The sequence below is a fragment of the Paraliobacillus sp. X-1268 genome (genome assembly GCF_003426095.1).
GTDB classification, from domain to species: Bacteria; Bacillota; Bacilli; order Bacillales; family Amphibacillaceae; genus Paraliobacillus_A; species Paraliobacillus_A zengyii.
Map to the genome: position 1 here is coordinate 1 of NZ_QJSK01000027.1, position 17,906 is coordinate 17,906.

Genomic DNA, 17,906 nt, shown 5'->3' on the forward strand with positions numbered 1-17,906 from the left:
TTCATCATCATGCGTGGATGATAAGCAGGACAACCTGTTTCATGTAAGAAAACAGAAAATGCTTTATCAGGTATTTGTTCTACTAAGTCATGGATTGTATAGGCAATATCATTTTTTTGTAATTTCATTTCAAAATCTAACGGCAGAATTACTTGATTCATGTTATAATCTTTAAACATAAGGATACCTCCGATTGTTATTGTGTGGTACTTTAATTTTATCAGAAGGTATCCTTTTTTACTTACTAAAATTTTCGATTTTATAAAAAAGTTGCATCTTCCAACTACCGTTGGAAGATGCAACTTTTTATTGTTTATCTGGGTTTTGTCCCAGCCTCTTTTTTTATGCGATCCTTTTAATAACAATGGTTGTCCACTTGTTGTCTTGTCAAATTTTAATCATAATCAAAAAGTTTAGCTAATAAACTGATACAAACCAAGCAAGTCTAAGGTGATCATGTAGCGCTAACCAAAACACCTACTTTTGAGAAATGTAAAAGAAATAGTAAACAAGACATCAACTATCACCTTGTCTCATTCACACCTTGGACAGACAACACGAGGAGGCTAGTGATGTGCATGATTACATCAAAGAAAGAACGGTTCGTATTGGAAACCACATTGTAGAGACTAGAAAGACGGTGCGTGTTATTGCAAAAGAATTTGGTGTTTCAAAAAGTACAGTCCATAAAGATTTAACAGAACGATTACCAGAGATAAATCCTGAATTAGCAAATGAAGTTAAGAATATTCTTGATCACCATAAAGCAATCAGACACCTTCGTGGTGGTGAAGCGACCAAGATGAAGTATCAAGTTACACCACCTACACCATCGGAGCCTACAATGAAATCAGTACAATAACCACACGATCCTCCCAATCCTTAGTTTAAATAATCTATTTTATAAAGTCGACATACCGTATGATCATACTAAATTCGTACAAACTACTAAAAAAATATTGAATTATAACCAAATATACAAAAAAATCCAACATCATCTAAAAAATGATTAACTAAACCAGTCTATCTATGCTATTATATATAATTAGAAGTAGTATATAATCATACGGACAAAAATGTAACACTATTAGCAGGGAGGATCTAAGAATGTTTTCTAGGGATATCGGGATTGACCTTGGAACGGCAAACGTTTTAATACATGTAAAAGGAAAAGGGATTGTCCTTGATGAACCATCAGTTGTTGCGATGGATCGTACAACAGGACGTGTCTTAGAAGTTGGAGATGCTGCACGCCGAATGGTAGGTCGTACTCCTGGAAATATAGAAGCAATCAGACCCCTTAAGGATGGAGTCATTGCTGATTTTGATGTAACAGAAGCAATGTTAAAGTATTTTATAAATAAAATTAACGTGCGCGGTTTTTTATCTAAACCACGGATGTTAATTTGTTGTCCTACTAATATTACGAAAGTAGAACAAAAGGCAATTAAAGAAGCGGCTGAAAAATCTGGTGGCAAACGCGTGTACCTAGAAGAAGAGCCTAAAGTTGCTGCTATTGGCGCAGGGATGGATATTTTTCAACCGAGCGGTAATATGGTAGTAGACATTGGTGGGGGAACAACAGATGTTGCTGTTCTTTCAATGGGGGATATTGTAACCTCGCAGTCAATTAAAATGGCTGGTGATAAGTTTGATCGGGAAATTTTAAATTATGTAAAACGTAAATATAAATTATTAATAGGTGAGCGTACATCTGAAGATATTAAAATGAATGTAGCAACTGTTTTTAAAGGGGCTCGTGATGAGTCAATGGATATTCGTGGTCGTGACATGGTTAGTGGCTTACCACGTACAATCAGTATAAATTCTGTCGAGGTAGAAGAAGCATTACACGAATCTGTATCATTAATTGTGCAATCATGTAAAACGGTATTAGAACAAACACCACCTGAATTGTCTGCAGATATTATTGATCGAGGGATCATTCTAACCGGTGGGGGTGCACTATTACACGGTATTGATCAATTGCTAGCAGAAGAATTAAAAGTGCCAGTTATCTTAGCAGAAGAGCCGATGAATTGTGTTGCAAAAGGAACGGGCATTATGCTTGAGAACATTGATAAAATTGAGAAGCGAAAAATAGTTTAAGTTATTTTCATTGCGAAAATTGTAAAAAACTAGATACCAGTACATATTGGTAGTATTTACTGTCTAGTTAGACAGATTACTTTCACTAAAATAGCGCACAAATTGTCGATTTTATGCTAAAATAGGTTTAACATAATGGATCGTTTATTTCTGTAGTGGATAGAAAATGATTCAAACGAAGAAAGGGGGAATCGTACTTTGTTAAGAGGTTATTATACTGCGGCAAGTGGCATGATGGCACAGCAACGCAGACAAGATACATTAGCTAATAACATTGCAAATGCACAAACACCAGGTTACAAGCAGGATCAAGCAACGATTAGAGCTTTCCCTGAACTATTAATTCAACGCATGGAGTCAGGTTCAACTAAAACTTCTAGTGGCCAATTAAATTTCCCAATGCAAAATACAATTGGATCAATTAATACGGGTGCTTATGTACAGGAAACAATTCCTGATTTCACAGAGGGAAGTTTAAAAGAAACAGGAACAGCAACTGATATGGCACTGATTAATGGTGTTTTACCTGATGAAGAAGGTGGTCTCTTTTTCACTGTCCAGAATGGGGATGGAGAAGAGCGCTATACACGAAATGGTAATTTCACTGTCGATGGTGAAGGATTTTTAACTACAAATCAAGGCTATTATGTACTCGATAATGCTGGAAACCCGATTGAAACCGATGGTGAAACCTTCACTGTATCAGAAGATGGTGTGCTACAAATTGGTGAGCAGGCGGTTCCTCTAGCTATTGGTTATAGTCCTAATGTGAATGATATGGTAAAAGATGATGAAGATCTTTTTGCATTAGGAGAAGATGGTGTTGCAATCGAGAATGCTCGAGATAACGCTAATGTAACATTTTCTATTCAACAGAAATACTTAGAAAACTCGAACGTTGATGCTGTGCAAGCAATGACAGATATGATGCAAGCTTATCGTTCATTTGAAACGAATCAAAAAGTATTACAAGCATATGATCAAAGTATGGATAAAGCAGTAAATCAAATTGCTCGATTAACATAAAACAAAGCTAATGTTAGCATGTTCGTGGCAAAGGGGGAACCAAGGTGAATCGTATGTCTGTGCAAGCGGCCGTAACAATGGGACAGCTTCAAAGTAAGTTAGATCTTGTTGGGCATAATATTGCGAATGTAGATACAACTGGATATAAAAATCGCTCAGCTGAATTTTCATCTTTATTATTTCAGCAAGTCGATAACTTGAATGATGAAGAAGCGAATGCAGAAGGACGTTTAACGCCAGATGGTATTCGATTAGGTTCAGGTGCAAAACTTGGATCTACGAATGTGAATTTAGCATTAGGTTCGATAAAACAAACGGATCGTGGACTGGATATTGCCTTGTTACAAGATAATCAACTATTACAGGTTGCTGTAACAGAAAATGGTGCTACGGAAACACGTTATACACGGGATGGTACGTTATATCTTAATCCAACAGAAGACGGTCAATTAGCGCTCACAACATCAGATGGTAATTCCGTTATAGGTGAGAATGGCCCAATAGTAATCGCTGATGGCGCAGAAGATGTTTCCATTTCTGAAAACGGAGCTATTCAAGTAACTCGAAATGGTGTCGTACAAAATGAAGCACAACTGGCGATTGTGGAGGCAATTAGACCACAATTTTTAGAGTCAGTAGGTAATAACCTATTTCGTTTGCCTGACATAACTGATGAAGCATATGTTGCAGATGACATCATTCAGGGTGTTGCGTTTAATGATATTGAATTGCAAAGTGGGGCGTTAGAAAGTTCAAACGTGGATTTAGCAACACAAATGACTGAAATGATGCAAACCCAACGCGCTTATCAATTCAACTCTAGAACAATTTCAATGAGTGATCAAATGAGTGGACTAATTAATCAAATACGTTAAAACAGACTAAAGATTGAAGGAGTCACCAAGCATGCAGCCTGAATCAAAAGAAGTAACTCAAGAAGAAAAAAAAGATAACAGTAGAAATGAAAAGCGTAAGCAGCGACGAGCTGAAAAAAAGCAAAATAAAAAACCAATTCGTCGCATCTTTCCTATTTGGCTTCGTATTATCGTTGTCTTTCTACTTTCTTTTTTGGCGCTTATTATTGGTTTAATTGTTGGTTTTAGTGTACTTGGGGACGGTAATGCACTGGAAGTTTTAGAATTCGAAACATGGCAGCATATTTTAGATATTGTTACTGGTGAAAGTTGATCGCGTCTCCCAAGACCGATTAGCTTTTTATTTTTATAGTGTGATTATAAAACACTATCTCAAGAAGTGTTGTTTGAGGGATTCATTAACTTTGAATTAGAATTCTGACGTTACTCGCTATGTCAGCAAATACTTTCCCTTTCCACGGGCACGGCCTCAGCTAACTTAGTAAAGCAAAGAACGCTTTACTAAGTGGATCTTCGGCTCGTGCTGTTCCCGTAGGAGTGTCAAGCATTTGCTTCCTCCGCTAGTTAGTGGATCTATTGCTTGTGTAAAACAGAAACAATAAGAAGGATTTTCAAGATACTAGTAACTGTTATGTTTATTTGTAGTTCATAAGATACTTACAGACTAGACCAGCGAAGCAAGGAACTGGGTGAGACTCCAGTGGGAACAGCACGGGCTGAAGATCCACTCGGAAAGCGAATTATGCTTATCCGAGTTAGCTGAAGCCGTGCCCACGGAAAGCGAGCCCAGTTTACTTGCGGAGCGGGTAAGGAAGTTTCATTACAATCAACGTAATTCCAAGCTATTACGTCATTAAAATTTTTCGAAAAAAATAAACTATTAAAAATATAGGAGATGAAAATATATGTTAGATATACAACAGATTAAAGAAACGATTCCACATCGCTATCCATTTTTACTAATAGATGAAGTGATTGAAATGGAAGATGGCAAGCGCGTGGTTGCTAAAAAAAATGTAACAATCAATGAACCATTCTTTCAAGGACATTTTCCGGATTATCCTGTAATGCCAGGCGTTTTAATTATAGAAGCATTAGCGCAAACCGGTGCAGTTGCTTTACTTAAAAAGGAAGAAAACAAAGGTAAAATTGGCTTTCTTGCAGGAATTGATAAGTGTCGTTTCAAACGCCAAGTTAAACCAGGAGATCAATTAAGACTAGAAGTAGAAATCACACGATTAAAAGGGTCGATTGGTAAAGGTAAAGCAATCGCAACTGTCGACGGTGTAGTTGCATGTGAAGCTGAAATAATGTTTGCCATTCAGTAATTTCTCACCTCCTGAAAAAATATTTTTAGATAGTAGGAATTTTTCTGTGAATATGGGAAAACTACACGAGAAAATAATTTTGTTAAGGAGGGAATGATATATGATGAAAAAACACGCAATGAAATTCTTAATCCCAATGTTTGCTTTTACAATGTTGGTAGGGTGTGCGCAAGATGAAGAAGATGACGTGGAAGCACCAGTTGACGAAATGGAAGAGGAAATGGAAGATACAGGTGAAGAAGTAGAAGAAGAAATGGACGATACGGGCACTGAAATGGAAGAAGATATAACTGAAGAAGATCAAGGTACAGAAGAGAATCAAGATGAAACTGGAACGGATGCTGAAACAGACACAGGTACCGAAACAGAAGAAGGCGAAGCTGAAATCGATCAAGACACAGATCAAGCAGACGACACTGGCAATGAAGATACAATGGAAAAAGAAGAAGAATAGAAACAACATGAGCAAAAGGAACTTGGATGTAATTCCGGGTTCCTTTTTGCAATAATAGAAAGAAGTTCTATTAATTGCATCGTGTTTTACTTTCATGATATAGTATAATTCTGATTGACTGACTGGTCATTCATAAAAGAAACTTTTCCTAACCTTATTCGTAAATAAAAATAGAACCAGGTGAAAATAGTGAATGAAAAGAAAAAACGAATTATCGAAGAAAGTATGAAGTTATTTGCTGAAAGCGGTTTTCATGCAACTTCAATTCAAGAAATAGCTAAGAAAAGTGAGGTGTCAAAAGGGGCTTTTTATTTATACTTTCATTCAAAAGAAGAACTGACAATTGCCATATTTGAATACTACACTTCCATGGTAATGGATAAAGTAGCAAAAATCCAACAGCAAGACAAAGATGGTAAAACAAAACTTGTTGAGCAATTAAAAATGTTTTTTGACCTAATTTCAAATCATAAAGAATATGTCATTATGCAATTTCGGGACAATTTACAAGTAGGTAATAAAATTGACCAATTAGTTATTAAACTGAATAAGCAAGGTTTTGAGTGGATTCAAAAAAGTGTGAAGGAGATTTATGGTAAAGAAACAGATAAGTATATTGTAGATATATCGATTCAATTAGATGGAATGTTACAAGGCTATTTTAAGTCGATTGTCCTGCATAACTTACAACTTGATACGGGTAACCTTGCGCAATTCGTTGTTGACCGCTTAGATGATATAATTAATGGCCTAATTAATTCAAATGCGAAACCACAAATTACACTAGATCAACTTTCCTATGATTTTATTAAAGGAAATCAATCAACTAACGAAAGTGTGCCATTACTTATGGACCAATTAAGTCGACTAATTAACGATTCTAGTCTAGAAGTTGTTCAGAAAACACAGTTACGAGAAGCTGTGGTTATGATAAATGATGAATTAGAAAAGGATAACAAAAATGAACTCATCTTAAAAGGTATGCTGACACAACTTTGTGCAATACCATCGTTACAACAAATAAGTGAAAAAATCGCTGTTGCATTAAATATATCCGTACCAACAATAGATATAAAAAAGAATGAGGGGGACCAGTAAATGAAAAAGATTTGGATGCCGCTACTTGCATTACTATTCGTATTAGTTGCTTGTACAGAGGAAGACGCAGAGACAGAAGAAACAGAAGAAAGTGTAACAACAGTTGAGGTTGGTGAAGTCTCAAAGGGCAATTTAACAATTGATAAGAATTTTTATGGCCGCTCTACACCGGTAGAAACAACGCCAATAATGGCACCAATGGCTGGTGAAGTAGACAGTCTAGAAGTTTCAAATGGTGATCAAGTCGAAGAAGATGATGTTTTGATGACAATCATTGCAGCTGAAACGGGACAGTCATTCGAAATTGTCGCTCAAAATGATGGAGAAGTGACAAGTCTTACAGCAACAGAAGGTTCAATGGTTTCAAATACAGATCCAGTCGCAGTAATTGCAGATTTAGATCAACTGACCATTCAAGTTGATGTTACTGGAACAAATTTAGAATTATTTGAAATGGATGAAGAAGTTGAAATAAGATTTGCTGATGAAGAAGAATCATCTACTGCCACAATTGACTATATCCCATCGTTACTTAACGAATCAGGTTTATTCCCTGTTGAATTAGTAGTTGATAACGAAGAAAATCAATGGAAAGCAGGTATGGTAGCAGTTGTTTCGTTAACGGAAGAAAGAATTGAGGACACGCTTTTAATTCCAACTGCATCACTAATTGAAGAGGGTGACGAGTCATTTGTCTATCTTGTAGATGGCGATACAGTAAGTAAAACATTAGTTACAGTTATAAAATCACAAACTGATGTGACTGCAATTGAAGCGGAACTGGAAGAAGGAAATGAAATCGTAACTAGCGGTCAATTAACCCTTTCAGATGGTAGTAAAATACAAGTAGCAAACGGGGGAAGTGAATCGTGAAGTTAGTAGATCAATCCGTCAAAAGACCAGTCGGTGTAGTGATGATTGTTCTTGCGATTATCGCACTAGGCATTATTTCGGTACGTAATCTAGCAATCGATTTGCTTCCGGAAATTGACTTACCTATAGCGGTAGTAGCAGTGAATTATCCAGATGCTGCACCAGAAGAAGTGGAAAAACAAGTTAGTCAACCAATAGAATCTGCATTAGGTTCCATTCAGGGGATTCAATCTATTCAAACACAATCACAAACAGGTTCATCGCTTGTGGTTATGATGTTTGATACGGGAACAGATTTGGATAATGCACTCTTAGAAGTAAGAGAAAGCGTTGATCAAGTGAAAGGTCTTCTTCCTGAAAGTGCAGGAGAGCCGAGTGTACTGCGCTTTAATCCAAACCAATTACCAATTATCCAAGTAGGTATATCTGGTGATAGTCTTGCGCAATTACAAGCTATTGCAGAAGATCAAGTTGTACCACAGTTTGAACGCCAAGGTGGCGTAGCTTCTGTATCAGTTGAGGGAGGTCAAGATCGGGAAATAAGACTTGAACTTGATCAATCTAAATTAACAGAGTATGGCCTGTCACCACAACAGATTATGCAAACATTGAGTCAAGTGAATCAATCTGGCTCTGCAGGTACTGTAGCAAAAGGTGATAAGGATTTACAAATTCGTATTGATGGTGAATACACTTCAGTTGATGATATAAGCAATACGATATTACAAACGTCGCAAGGTGCAACGATCCATGTAGAAGATGTTGCAACGGTTATCGATACATTTGCTGATTCAGGTACGACGTTAGTAAATGGAGAAGAATCTGTTGTCTTATCCGTTATGAAACAATCAGACGGTAATACCGTCGACGTGTCCAATAATATTTTAGCTAGTATAGATGAACTAAATGAAACACTTTCAGGTGATGTAGAACTCGATGTTGTTTTAGATACATCTACATTTATTAAACAATCTATTTCATCCGTTATTCAAAATATGGTTATAGGTGGCGTTTTCGCTTTACTTATCTTATTGCTTTTCTTGAAAAGTTTTAGGGCAACGCTTGTTGTTGGTGTTTCGATTCCGATCGCAATTGTCGCAACATTTACCTTATTATATTTTACAGGTGGAACGTTAAATGTACTTACAATGGGTGGTTTAGCACTCGGACTTGGTATGATGGTCGATAGTTCGATTGTTATACTCGAAAATATTATCTCCTATAGGCAAAAAGGATATAGTATGGTCGAATCAGCGAAAAAGGGTGCCTCAGAACTTGCGCCAGCTGTTATCGCTTCAACGACAACAACGTTAGTAGTATTCTTACCAATTGTATTCGTTGAAGGAATTGCTTCTGAATTATTTGCGCCACTTGCAATGACGGTTGCCTTTTCTTTAATCGCATCATTAGTTGTTTCGATTACTTTAATTCCAATGCTTTCATCTAAGCTATTAACCAAAGCAATGGAGGATAATGGTCGCCGTTATTGGTTTGATCAATTATTGAATCGATTTAACAATGGTTATGAACGTGCATTACGTAAAGTAATGAAATTCAGAAAAACCACAGTCTTCACAAGCTTGTTCTTAATTATCGCAAGTTTAGCTTTAACACCTTTTATTGGAACAGAGTTTATTCCAGAAGGTGATCAAGGACAATTAAGTGTTACTGTTGAAACACCAGTAGGAACAACAGAGGAAAAAACAAAAGAAGTTACTGATCAGGTTAATGAAAGATTAGCGGATTTCCAAGATGTCATCGATGTTAGTTATGTATCGATTGGTGGATCTGGTAATGGAATGATGGGTGGAAGCGCTAATCAAGCGTCATATACGATTCAACTAGTAGGTGCAGATGACCGTGATCAATCAACAGGAGAAGTCTCAGAAGCCATTAGTAATAATCTAGAGGGTATTGTTGGTGCCGATATTACGGTAAGTGAAGTAGGCGCAGCAATCAGTACAGGTGATCCGATTCAGGTTCAATTGAACGGTCCAGAACATGAGGTTTTACAAGAATTGGCTGACCAAGTATTAACAGAGATTTCTACTATCGATGGTGTGCATAATCCGACTACTTCCGTATCTGAAACACAACCACAGTTGAATATCACTGTAGATAACGAAGTTGCAGCGCAATATGGATTGACCGAACAAGAAGTGATGACGCAAGTACAGTTAAGCTTCACTGGTCAAACGGTTATGCAATATCGAGAAGATGGCGATGAAATGGATGTGCGAATTACGTATCCAGAAGAATCGCAAGACTCGATTAGTGATCTTGAAACATTGTTAATTTTAAATCAAGAAGGATCACAAATTCCTTTAGAAACAATTGCAGAATTTGAACAAACACAAGCAGCGGCAACATTAACAAGACAGAACCAACAGGCGCAAGTTAATATAACAACTGGTGTCTCAGGCAGTGACTTAGGTACCGTCTCTGCGGCAATTGAAACAAAACTAAGTAATATGGATTTGCCTGAAGACTATTCGTATACAATCGGTGGGCAAGCAGAGGATATGGTAGAAGCATTCTCTGACCTGGCTTTAGCGCTTGTATTATCTATTTTCTTAGTCTATGCAGTAATGGCAATTCAATTTGAGAATTTCTTATTCCCATTTGTCATTATGTTCTCTATGCCAGCAACAGTAGTAGGTGTAATAGGTGGATTGTTTATAACCAATACGCCGCTAAGTATTACAGCCTTCATTGGGGTGATTATGCTCGCCGGTATTGTCGTTAACAATGCGATTGTACTTGTTGATTATATCAACATCCTACGCGCACGAGGTATGGGAAGATTTGAAGCGATTATTGAAGCGGGTGTCAGCAGGATGCGTCCAATCCTTATGACAACTCTAACGACAATCTTAGCGATGATTCCATTAGCCATGGGGTTAGGCGAAGGTGCAGAAATGCAAGCACCAATGGCAATTACCGTTATCTTCGGTCTAACCGTATCAAGTATCTTTACCTTATTATTAATTCCTGTTATTTACACATTCTTTGATGATCTAACGGAAAAGATGAAAGGGAAGTCAAAAAAGAAGAAAGTACAAAGTGAAGAGTTATAAAGAAATAAAAGATGAGCAGCTTTCTAATTAAAGAAGGCTGTCTTTTTTTGGTTACATAATATCAACAAAAAGTATTGTTTATTTTATATTTTAAGGTAAAATTAAGCGTTGAGGTTAATTATAATAAATGTGAAACCAATTACTGTCTAGATACGTCTAATTATGTAAGTGACTTGTATTTGATGTGTAATATAAATTTAATAAAAATTTTCTGGTATGTATGGTATTTTCTTAGTAGTATATATATTTGAAGTTATTATACATTATAAAAGAATTCAATAAATAAAGTAGGGGATATATAAATGTTAATTATAGATATAGTGATCGCTTTTGTTATATCGTTTTTTTCAACACTTTTTTTAGTTTATCCAATAAAAAAAATAGCAATTCGATTTGGATTCATTGATTTACCAAATTACAGAAAAATCCATACAACTGCTACACCAAGACTTGGCGGATTAGCAATGTTTTTAGGTGTGGGATTGGGTTTGCTTTATTTACAACCGCAGCATCCTGAATATTTTGGGATCATAATAGGTGCAATTATTATCATAATAATAGGTTTATTAGACGATAAATACCAAATCAAACCCTTCTTAAAATTAGGAGGCCAATTGTTTGCAGCTGGAACTGTTGTATACGCTGGTGTAATTATTGATCGCATAACGCTACCTATCTTGGGAGTAGTAGATCTTAATAACTTTAGTATAATAATCACACTTTTGTGGATAGTAGGTATAACGAATGCAATCAACCTAATTGACGGTTTAGATGGATTAGCGTCAGGTATAACGACTATTGGATTAGTTAGTATTTTGATCATGGCAATTACAGACCATCATATCTTCGTGATATATTTATGTATCGTATTAATTGCAAGTAATTTAGGATTCTTATTCCACAACTTTCATCCTGCTAAAATTTACATGGGTGATACGGGATCCATGTTTCTTGGTTATTCTATTGCAGTTATTTCGACATTGGGGCTTTTTAAAAATGTAACGTTATTTAGTTTCATAATTCCGGTAATAGTATTAGCAATTCCGATATTTGATACGCTATTTGCAATAATTAGACGAGCGTTAAATGGTGATAATATAATGCTTGCCGATAAAAAACATATTCATTATCAATTATTAGCTTCTGGCTTTAGTCATCGGTCAACTGTATTAATTCTCTATGCATTTGCAATTTTATTCGGTTTGCTCGGCATTTTATTTTCGAATGCATCATTAAGCCTGTCTTTAGTTGTCTCATTTATTGTATTAATATTACTACAAATATTTGCAGAACTTGCAGGTGTTATTGGTAAAGGGAAAATGCCGTTAATAGGAATGATGAAAAAAACATATAATAAAGTGAAAATAATGGTTAATTTATAATTCTTATCTCTAACTTAATTTATATAAAATAATTTTTGGGATTTGTTGTTAAAACAAATCCCTTTAACAATGATGAAGATAATTAATATTCTATGCTATAATGTTTGGGATATGTTTCATAAATGGCATTGAATGGAAGGTTGTTAAAATGAACAAAGTTACGATTTTATTTTATATTTATCAAATGGGAGCTGGTGGTGCTGCAAGGACGTTATTAAATATTATTAATAACTTGGACCGCGACAAGTTTAATCCAATAATCGTTACGTTAAACTATGAAGGATCATACGAATCAGAATTAAAAGAAGATGTTAAATTTATAAAGTTAGATACAAAAAGGTTAAGTAGGTCTATTTTTAAACTTGCTAAAATTATAAGAAATGAGCGAGTTAATATTGTTTTTAGTACAATACCACGGGTAAACACGATAGCAATTCTTGCAAATACCCTTTCTTTCTCAGGTGCAAAAAATGTCATTAGAGAAGCGGATAATTTAGGTGGTACGTTTAAAGAAAATATACAACTTATAGGATTTGGTTTTATCTACAAATTCGCTAAACAGATAATCTCTTTATCGGAGGGTGTAAAGCAGAATCTAGTAAATAGGTATAAGATCAAACCTGATGATATTAAAGTGATTTATAATCCAATAGATTTAAAAAATGTTAATGAAAAAATGAATGAAGAAATAGATCCTTTATTCACAGAAATATTTAATACGAATGAAAAAGTTATTATCACAGCAGGTCGTTTAGTACCTCAAAAGGATCAACATACATTATTACGCGCTTTTGCAACAGTAAATAAACAAATAAAAAGTCGTCTTGTCATTCTTGGTGAAGGCCCACTTGAAGAGGAATTAATGGATCTCGCTTCTACATTAGCGGTTGCAGATAGAGTTCATTTTATCGGCTTTCAGCGTAATCCATATTCTTATTTCAAAAAAGCAGATTTGTTTGTATTATCCTCCATCCACGAGGGATTTAGTCATGTAATAGCGGAAGCACTAGCAACGGGTACGCTAGTTGTTTCTACAGACTGTAAATCCGGCCCACGAGAAGTCTTAGATAATGGTAAGTATGGTCGCTTGTGTGAAGTTGGAAGCGATAATGACATGAGTAACCAAATAATACAATTACTATCGTTAGAAAAAGAAGAATTGAACCGTGTTATTGATAAAGGTTATCAAAGAGCTCGTTTTTTTGATGCTAAAGATATCGTAAGTAAATATGAGAAGGCCTTTTTGGCTACTTTAAATTTACAAGATCATAAGACTGAAGGGTGAGTTGTGCATTGACAAATAAACAAAAGGTTGTACATTTAACAACTGTACACAATCCCTATGACACTAGAATTTATCATAAAGAATGTAGATCACTTCAAGAAGCTGGATTTGACGTCTCATTAATTGTTCCAGTTAGTGATGATGGTATAATTACTGACGAACAAAATGTTGCGATTATCCCTGTTAAGAAATATAATAGTAGATTGAAGAGAATGATTATGTCTACATTTCAAGTATATCGAAAAGCAAAACAAATAGATGCAGATTACTATCATTTTCATGATCCCGAGTTACTTATCGTAGGCTGGTTGCTAAAGAACAATAACAACCATGTTATTTACGACATTCATGAAGATTACTACACCAGTATCATGCAAAAAGAGTATATTGCTAAACCACTAAGAAGATTTATGGGACAAGTGTATAATGTAATGGAGCGGTTTTTTTCGAAAAAAATGGACCTATGTTTAGCTGAAAAATATTATCAAGAAAAGTATCCAAGAGGAAAATGCATTTTAAATTATCCGAAACTAAATAAAAAATTAATTGAACATTATAATGAAAATAAATCAAAGGGAAATGCATTGATTTATACCGGTAATGTTTCCCTTGATAGAGGTGCTAGTATTCATTCTAAAATTCCTCTGATAGATGAGGAAGTGGAAATTCATTTCATCGGTAAATGTCCAGGACAAATTGCCGAAGTCATGTATACTAATTCCAAAGGTAATTCAGATCGTCTTATTATCGAAGGTATTAATCGTTTCGTTGAAAGGGAAGAAATTGATGCTAAATATATTAGTAAGAACTGGTTAGCTGGACTAGCTATATTTCCTCCAACAGATCATTATATGAAAAAAGAATTAACCAAGTTTTTTGAATATATGAGTGTTGGTATTCCGATTATTTGCTCTGATTTTCCAGTGTGGCGTAGGTTTATTGAAAAATATCAATGTGGCATAACAGTTGATCCGTCAAATCCTGAAGCTATCAGAAATGCTATCGATTATATAAAAAAGAATCCGTTAGAAGCTAGTCGAATGGGTAACAATGGTAAAGAGGCTGTAATGAAGGAATTAAATTGGGATTTAGAAGAGATGAAATTAGTTGAATGGTATAAAGAATTAATGGTAAAGCATGAATTTAAAATGCAAGTATAGTAGAGGTGGAAACTGGTATGCGTGACGAAGAACAGATGCCATTAATATCTATCATTACTCCCACCTACAATGCTGAAAAGTATATCGATGAAACAATTATGTCTGTAATAAAACAATCTTACACTAATTGGGAAATGATTATTGTTGATGATGGATCTAAGGATAAGACGATTGATTTGATCAAAAGTTATCAAAAAGATGATAATAGAATAAACTTAACGATTTTGCCACATAATCAAGGTGCTGGAATAGCTAGAAATACAGCCTTGAAAAAAGCAAAAGGAAAATATATCGCCTTTTTAGACAGTGATGACAAATGGTTACCAGGAAAACTAAAGAAACAGTTGAACTTCATGCAAGAAAACAATATTGCCTTTTCGTTTACGGAATATGATAGAATGCAAAATAGTGATAGTGGAGAAAAAATAATTAAAAGAGTTCATATACCTACAAACGCTAATTATAAGCAATTGTTAAAAAAGAACGTAGTGGGTTGTCTAACTGTCATGATAGATACTTCATTAACAGGTGAAATCACAATGAATGATATACGAGCAAGACAAGATTATGCTCTGTGGTTAGAATTAACTAGAAAAGGATTTAAAGCTTATGGGATCCAAGAAGTATTAGCTGAATATAGGGTCAGAGGAAATTCAATATCAAGTAATAAATTGAAAATGGCCAGGCAGAATTGGATGGTTTATCGTAAGGTTGAAAAGTTAAATATATGGAAAAGTATATGGTATTTTAGTCATTATATGATATTGAAAATGAAAGAATATTTCAGATATGTTACCTGAATATAATTGAGAGGGATTAGCTATCAATTTATGTAGCGTGTAACGATATAAAAAACAAATTAGAGAATAAGAAAGTTATTAGGCGGTGCTGAAAATGCGTAATTATTTATTAGAAATGTTAAAAAGAAAAGATTTGCTAATATATCTTGTGAAGTCTGGTATAAAAGCAGAAAATAGGGATAGCTATTTGGGCTATTTTTGGTGGTTATTAGATCCACTACTTAATGTAGTCGTATACTACTTCTTAGTAGTTGTTATATTAGGAAGAGGTGGTCCAGATTATCCGGTATACCTCGTAATAGGTTTGGTTGTTTGGAGATGGATGAGTACAACAATTAATGCATCTGCAAAAGCAATTACTAAATATACAACGATTATTAATCAGGTATATTTACCGAAATCTATTTTTCCATTAGCTTTGTCATCAACGCAACTATTTAACTTCTCATTTGGCTTAGTTGTAATAGCGATATTTCTTGGCTTTTTCGGAATAATTCCTAGTTGGCATATTGTATTATTACCAGTAATAATATTGATACAATTATTATTGTTAATTGCCATTAGCTTATTTGTTTCCTATATATGTGTTTTCATTAGAGATATTGATAATATATTAAGTCATATAATTAGAATGTTCTTCTATGCTTCACCAATAATATGGGAAAGTGACAGACTCGCTCATTTGCCTGATGGATTTAATTTAATAATTAGTCTGAACCCAGTTGCGATTCTACTAAACGCTTACAGGGATATACTAATGTATCATACAGTTCCAGACTTTACTGGTCTCATAGTAATCGGGACTCTTTCAGTGGTTACCATTTTGTTAATGTTATTTTACTATAGCAAAAATGAACATAAGATCATTAAAGCACTATAAAAAGAGGGTATAATTAAAATGTCGGAAATAGAAAATAAAATTGTTAATCGCGAAGAGGTCATAAAAACTGAAGGATTAGGTGTGTCATTTAATTCTGGTTATAAAAAAGATGATTATAAATCAAAAACCATAAGTTTTTTGCGAAATAAAAACAAGAAAAAAGAAAATAAATTAACATGGCCATTAAGGGACATTAATCTTGTCGCATATAAAGGAGAAGTTTTAGGGATTATTGGATCAAATGGTTCAGGTAAAACAACACTTTGTAAAGTGATTACAGGCATACTACAACCTGACGAAGGGTCAATTAATGTAAAAGGAAAAGTTTCCACCTTATTTTCAATGGGGATGGGTTTTAATAAAGATTTAACAGGAAGAGAAAATGTATATTTAAACGGTATGATGTTAGGTATTGACAAGGTCAAAATCGACTTGTTTTTTGATGAAATCCATGAATTTTCTGGTATTGGTGAATTTATGGAACAACCAATGAAAAAGTATTCTAGTGGGATGAAAGCTCGTCTTGGATTTAGTGTCGCAGCGCATTTAGATCCTGAAATATTAATTTTAGATGAAGCTTTAAATACTGGAGATGCAGCTTTTAGTAAAAAAGCTGCAATTAAAATCAAAGAACTTGTGCAAAGAGCAAAAATTGTAATTATCGTAACTCATAGTCATAAGTACGCACTGGAGAATTGTGATAGGCTTGTATGGTTAGAACAGGGTTCTATAATGAGTATTGGTGATCCAGAAAACATTGTCAAAGAATATGAAGCAACGATCCCTAAGAAAACCGCTAAACCACAAAGGAAACTAGACTTAAAAAAGACTAATGCAGATATTAAAGATTCTGTAGTTATTAATGCAGAGAATGTCAGTGTAGAGTATAAAATAAAAAAACGGAAATTCAAGGCACTTGATAACCTTAACTTTACAATAAATGAAGGAGAAGTTGTTGGGATAATTGGTCATAACGGAGCTGGTAAAAGTACGCTATGTAAAACTTTAACCCAAATAATTAGTCCAGATCATGGTGTTTTAACTGTTAATGGAGAAACTACTGCTCTTTTAAGTTATGGTACAGGCTTTAATGCACAATTAAATGGGACTGATAATATATATTTAAATGGTATGTTATTAGGTATTCCAATTGATGTAGTGAAAAGAAATTATGAGAATATAGTCGAATTTTCGGAATTAGGAAAGTTCATCAATAAACCAATAAAGCACTACTCTAGTGGTATGAGAGCAAGACTTGGTTTTAGTATAGCTGCAATCTTACAACCTGATATCTTCATTATTGATGAAGCACTTTCGACGGGTGACATGGCTTTTAGACAAAAAGCAAGTGAAAAAATCCAAGGAATGATGGAGCAAGCAAAAGCAGTTATAATTGTTTCACACAGTTTAGGTTTTGTTGAAAAAGTTTGTACTAGGGCTATATTAATCGAAAAAGGTAAAATAATTGCAGACGGAGAATCAAAAGAAGTTGTTAAAGCTTATAGAGATAAGATTAATGATAAGAAGAAATAAAATACTAAATAAAGTATAGGTGTTGT

The 17,906-nt window shown here is 34.6% G+C and carries 16 protein-coding genes and 1 pseudogene; 16 read left to right on the forward strand and 1 reads right to left on the reverse strand.

Annotation, left to right across the window (positions count from 1 at the left end):
• Positions 1 to 179, reverse strand: a pseudogene (locus D2K62_RS17120) (IS5/IS1182 family transposase); the annotation flags it as partial.
• Between the two features lie 395 nt (positions 180 to 574).
• On the opposite strand from D2K62_RS17120, the gene spoIIID reads away from it, so the two are divergent.
• The 16 genes from spoIIID (at position 575) to D2K62_RS17200 (ending at position 17,880) form a co-directional block, all read left to right on the forward strand.
• Positions 575 to 862, forward strand: a complete 288-nt coding sequence (gene spoIIID / locus D2K62_RS17125; RefSeq protein ID WP_112182182.1) for a sporulation transcriptional regulator SpoIIID — start codon at positions 575 to 577, stop codon at positions 860 to 862.
• A gap of 245 nt (positions 863 to 1,107) precedes the next feature.
• On the forward strand, positions 1,108 to 2,109 hold the full coding sequence (mreB, locus tag D2K62_RS17130; protein ID WP_112182181.1) for a rod shape-determining protein: 1,002 nt from the start codon (positions 1,108 to 1,110) through the stop codon (positions 2,107 to 2,109).
• A 198-nt stretch (positions 2,110 to 2,307) separates the two neighbouring features.
• Positions 2,308 to 3,135, forward strand: coding sequence for a flagellar hook-basal body protein (locus D2K62_RS17135; protein ID WP_112182180.1), 828 nt, complete (start codon positions 2,308 to 2,310; stop codon positions 3,133 to 3,135).
• A 44-nt stretch (positions 3,136 to 3,179) separates the two neighbouring features.
• Positions 3,180 to 4,010, forward strand: a complete 831-nt coding sequence (locus D2K62_RS17140) for a flagellar hook-basal body protein (protein ID WP_112182179.1) — start codon at positions 3,180 to 3,182, stop codon at positions 4,008 to 4,010.
• A gap of 31 nt (positions 4,011 to 4,041) precedes the next feature.
• Positions 4,042 to 4,323 carry a DNA-directed RNA polymerase subunit beta gene (locus tag D2K62_RS17145; RefSeq protein ID WP_112182178.1) on the forward strand — a complete coding sequence of 94 codons (282 nt, stop codon included), beginning with the start codon at positions 4,042 to 4,044 and terminating at the stop codon, positions 4,321 to 4,323.
• 592 nt (positions 4,324 to 4,915) lie between these two features.
• Positions 4,916 to 5,338: a 3-hydroxyacyl-ACP dehydratase FabZ gene (gene fabZ / locus D2K62_RS17150; RefSeq protein ID WP_112182177.1), complete on the forward strand. Its 423-nt coding sequence runs from the start codon at positions 4,916 to 4,918 to the stop codon at positions 5,336 to 5,338.
• 100 nt (positions 5,339 to 5,438) lie between these two features.
• Entirely contained in the window at positions 5,439 to 5,792 is a 354-nt protein-coding gene (locus tag D2K62_RS17155; protein WP_117161817.1) for a hypothetical protein, read from the forward strand.
• A gap of 189 nt (positions 5,793 to 5,981) precedes the next feature.
• Positions 5,982 to 6,890 carry a TetR/AcrR family transcriptional regulator gene (locus D2K62_RS17160; RefSeq protein ID WP_112182175.1) on the forward strand — a complete coding sequence of 303 codons (909 nt, stop codon included), beginning with the start codon at positions 5,982 to 5,984 and terminating at the stop codon, positions 6,888 to 6,890.
• The gene (locus D2K62_RS17165; protein ID WP_112182174.1) at positions 6,891 to 7,763 is read left to right on the forward strand and encodes an efflux RND transporter periplasmic adaptor subunit; all 873 of its coding nucleotides are present in this window, start codon (positions 6,891 to 6,893) and stop codon (positions 7,761 to 7,763) included.
• On the forward strand, positions 7,760 to 10,840 hold the full coding sequence (locus tag D2K62_RS17170; protein WP_117149609.1) for an efflux RND transporter permease subunit: 3,081 nt from the start codon (positions 7,760 to 7,762) through the stop codon (positions 10,838 to 10,840). The genes D2K62_RS17165 and D2K62_RS17170 overlap by 4 nt, the downstream gene beginning before the upstream one ends.
• 302 nt (positions 10,841 to 11,142) lie before the next feature.
• The gene (locus D2K62_RS17175; protein ID WP_112182172.1) at positions 11,143 to 12,222 is read left to right on the forward strand and encodes a glycosyltransferase family 4 protein; all 1,080 of its coding nucleotides are present in this window, start codon (positions 11,143 to 11,145) and stop codon (positions 12,220 to 12,222) included.
• Positions 12,223 to 12,370: 148 nt separating this feature from the next.
• Positions 12,371 to 13,507 carry a glycosyltransferase gene (locus D2K62_RS17180; RefSeq protein WP_112182171.1) on the forward strand — a complete coding sequence of 379 codons (1,137 nt, stop codon included), beginning with the start codon at positions 12,371 to 12,373 and terminating at the stop codon, positions 13,505 to 13,507.
• 8 nt (positions 13,508 to 13,515) lie between these two features.
• Positions 13,516 to 14,667: a glycosyltransferase gene (locus D2K62_RS17185; RefSeq protein WP_112182170.1), complete on the forward strand. Its 1,152-nt coding sequence runs from the start codon at positions 13,516 to 13,518 to the stop codon at positions 14,665 to 14,667.
• Positions 14,668 to 14,684: 17 nt separating this feature from the next.
• Positions 14,685 to 15,467, forward strand: coding sequence for a glycosyltransferase family 2 protein (locus tag D2K62_RS17190; protein WP_112182169.1), 783 nt, complete (start codon positions 14,685 to 14,687; stop codon positions 15,465 to 15,467).
• Positions 15,468 to 15,561: 94 nt separating this feature from the next.
• Positions 15,562 to 16,347: an ABC transporter permease gene (locus D2K62_RS17195; RefSeq protein ID WP_112182168.1), complete on the forward strand. Its 786-nt coding sequence runs from the start codon at positions 15,562 to 15,564 to the stop codon at positions 16,345 to 16,347.
• A gap of 18 nt (positions 16,348 to 16,365) precedes the next feature.
• Positions 16,366 to 17,880 (forward strand): ABC transporter ATP-binding protein, encoded by a 1,515-nt coding sequence (locus D2K62_RS17200; protein WP_112182167.1) that lies wholly within the window; start codon positions 16,366 to 16,368, stop codon positions 17,878 to 17,880.
• Positions 17,881 to 17,906: the final 26 nt, after the last annotated feature.

What these genes read in the sequence shown, in the direction of transcription:
- D2K62_RS17200 (WP_112182167.1), top strand. Translation starts at nt 16,366, where the DNA reads ATGTCGGAAATAGAAAATAAAATTGTTAATCGCGAAGAGGTCATAAAA.
- D2K62_RS17180 (WP_112182171.1), top strand. Translation starts at nt 12,371, where the DNA reads ATGAACAAAGTTACGATTTTATTTTATATTTATCAAATGGGAGCTGGT.
- fabZ (WP_112182177.1), top strand. Translation starts at nt 4,916, where the DNA reads ATGTTAGATATACAACAGATTAAAGAAACGATTCCACATCGCTATCCA.
- D2K62_RS17175 (WP_112182172.1), top strand. Translation starts at nt 11,143, where the DNA reads ATGTTAATTATAGATATAGTGATCGCTTTTGTTATATCGTTTTTTTCA.
- mreB (WP_112182181.1), top strand. Translation starts at nt 1,108, where the DNA reads ATGTTTTCTAGGGATATCGGGATTGACCTTGGAACGGCAAACGTTTTA.
- D2K62_RS17165 (WP_112182174.1), top strand. Translation starts at nt 6,891, where the DNA reads ATGAAAAAGATTTGGATGCCGCTACTTGCATTACTATTCGTATTAGTT.
- D2K62_RS17155 (WP_117161817.1), top strand. Translation starts at nt 5,439, where the DNA reads ATGATGAAAAAACACGCAATGAAATTCTTAATCCCAATGTTTGCTTTT.
- D2K62_RS17195 (WP_112182168.1), top strand. Translation starts at nt 15,562, where the DNA reads ATGCGTAATTATTTATTAGAAATGTTAAAAAGAAAAGATTTGCTAATA.
- D2K62_RS17145 (WP_112182178.1), top strand. Translation starts at nt 4,042, where the DNA reads ATGCAGCCTGAATCAAAAGAAGTAACTCAAGAAGAAAAAAAAGATAAC.
- D2K62_RS17190 (WP_112182169.1), top strand. Translation starts at nt 14,685, where the DNA reads ATGCGTGACGAAGAACAGATGCCATTAATATCTATCATTACTCCCACC.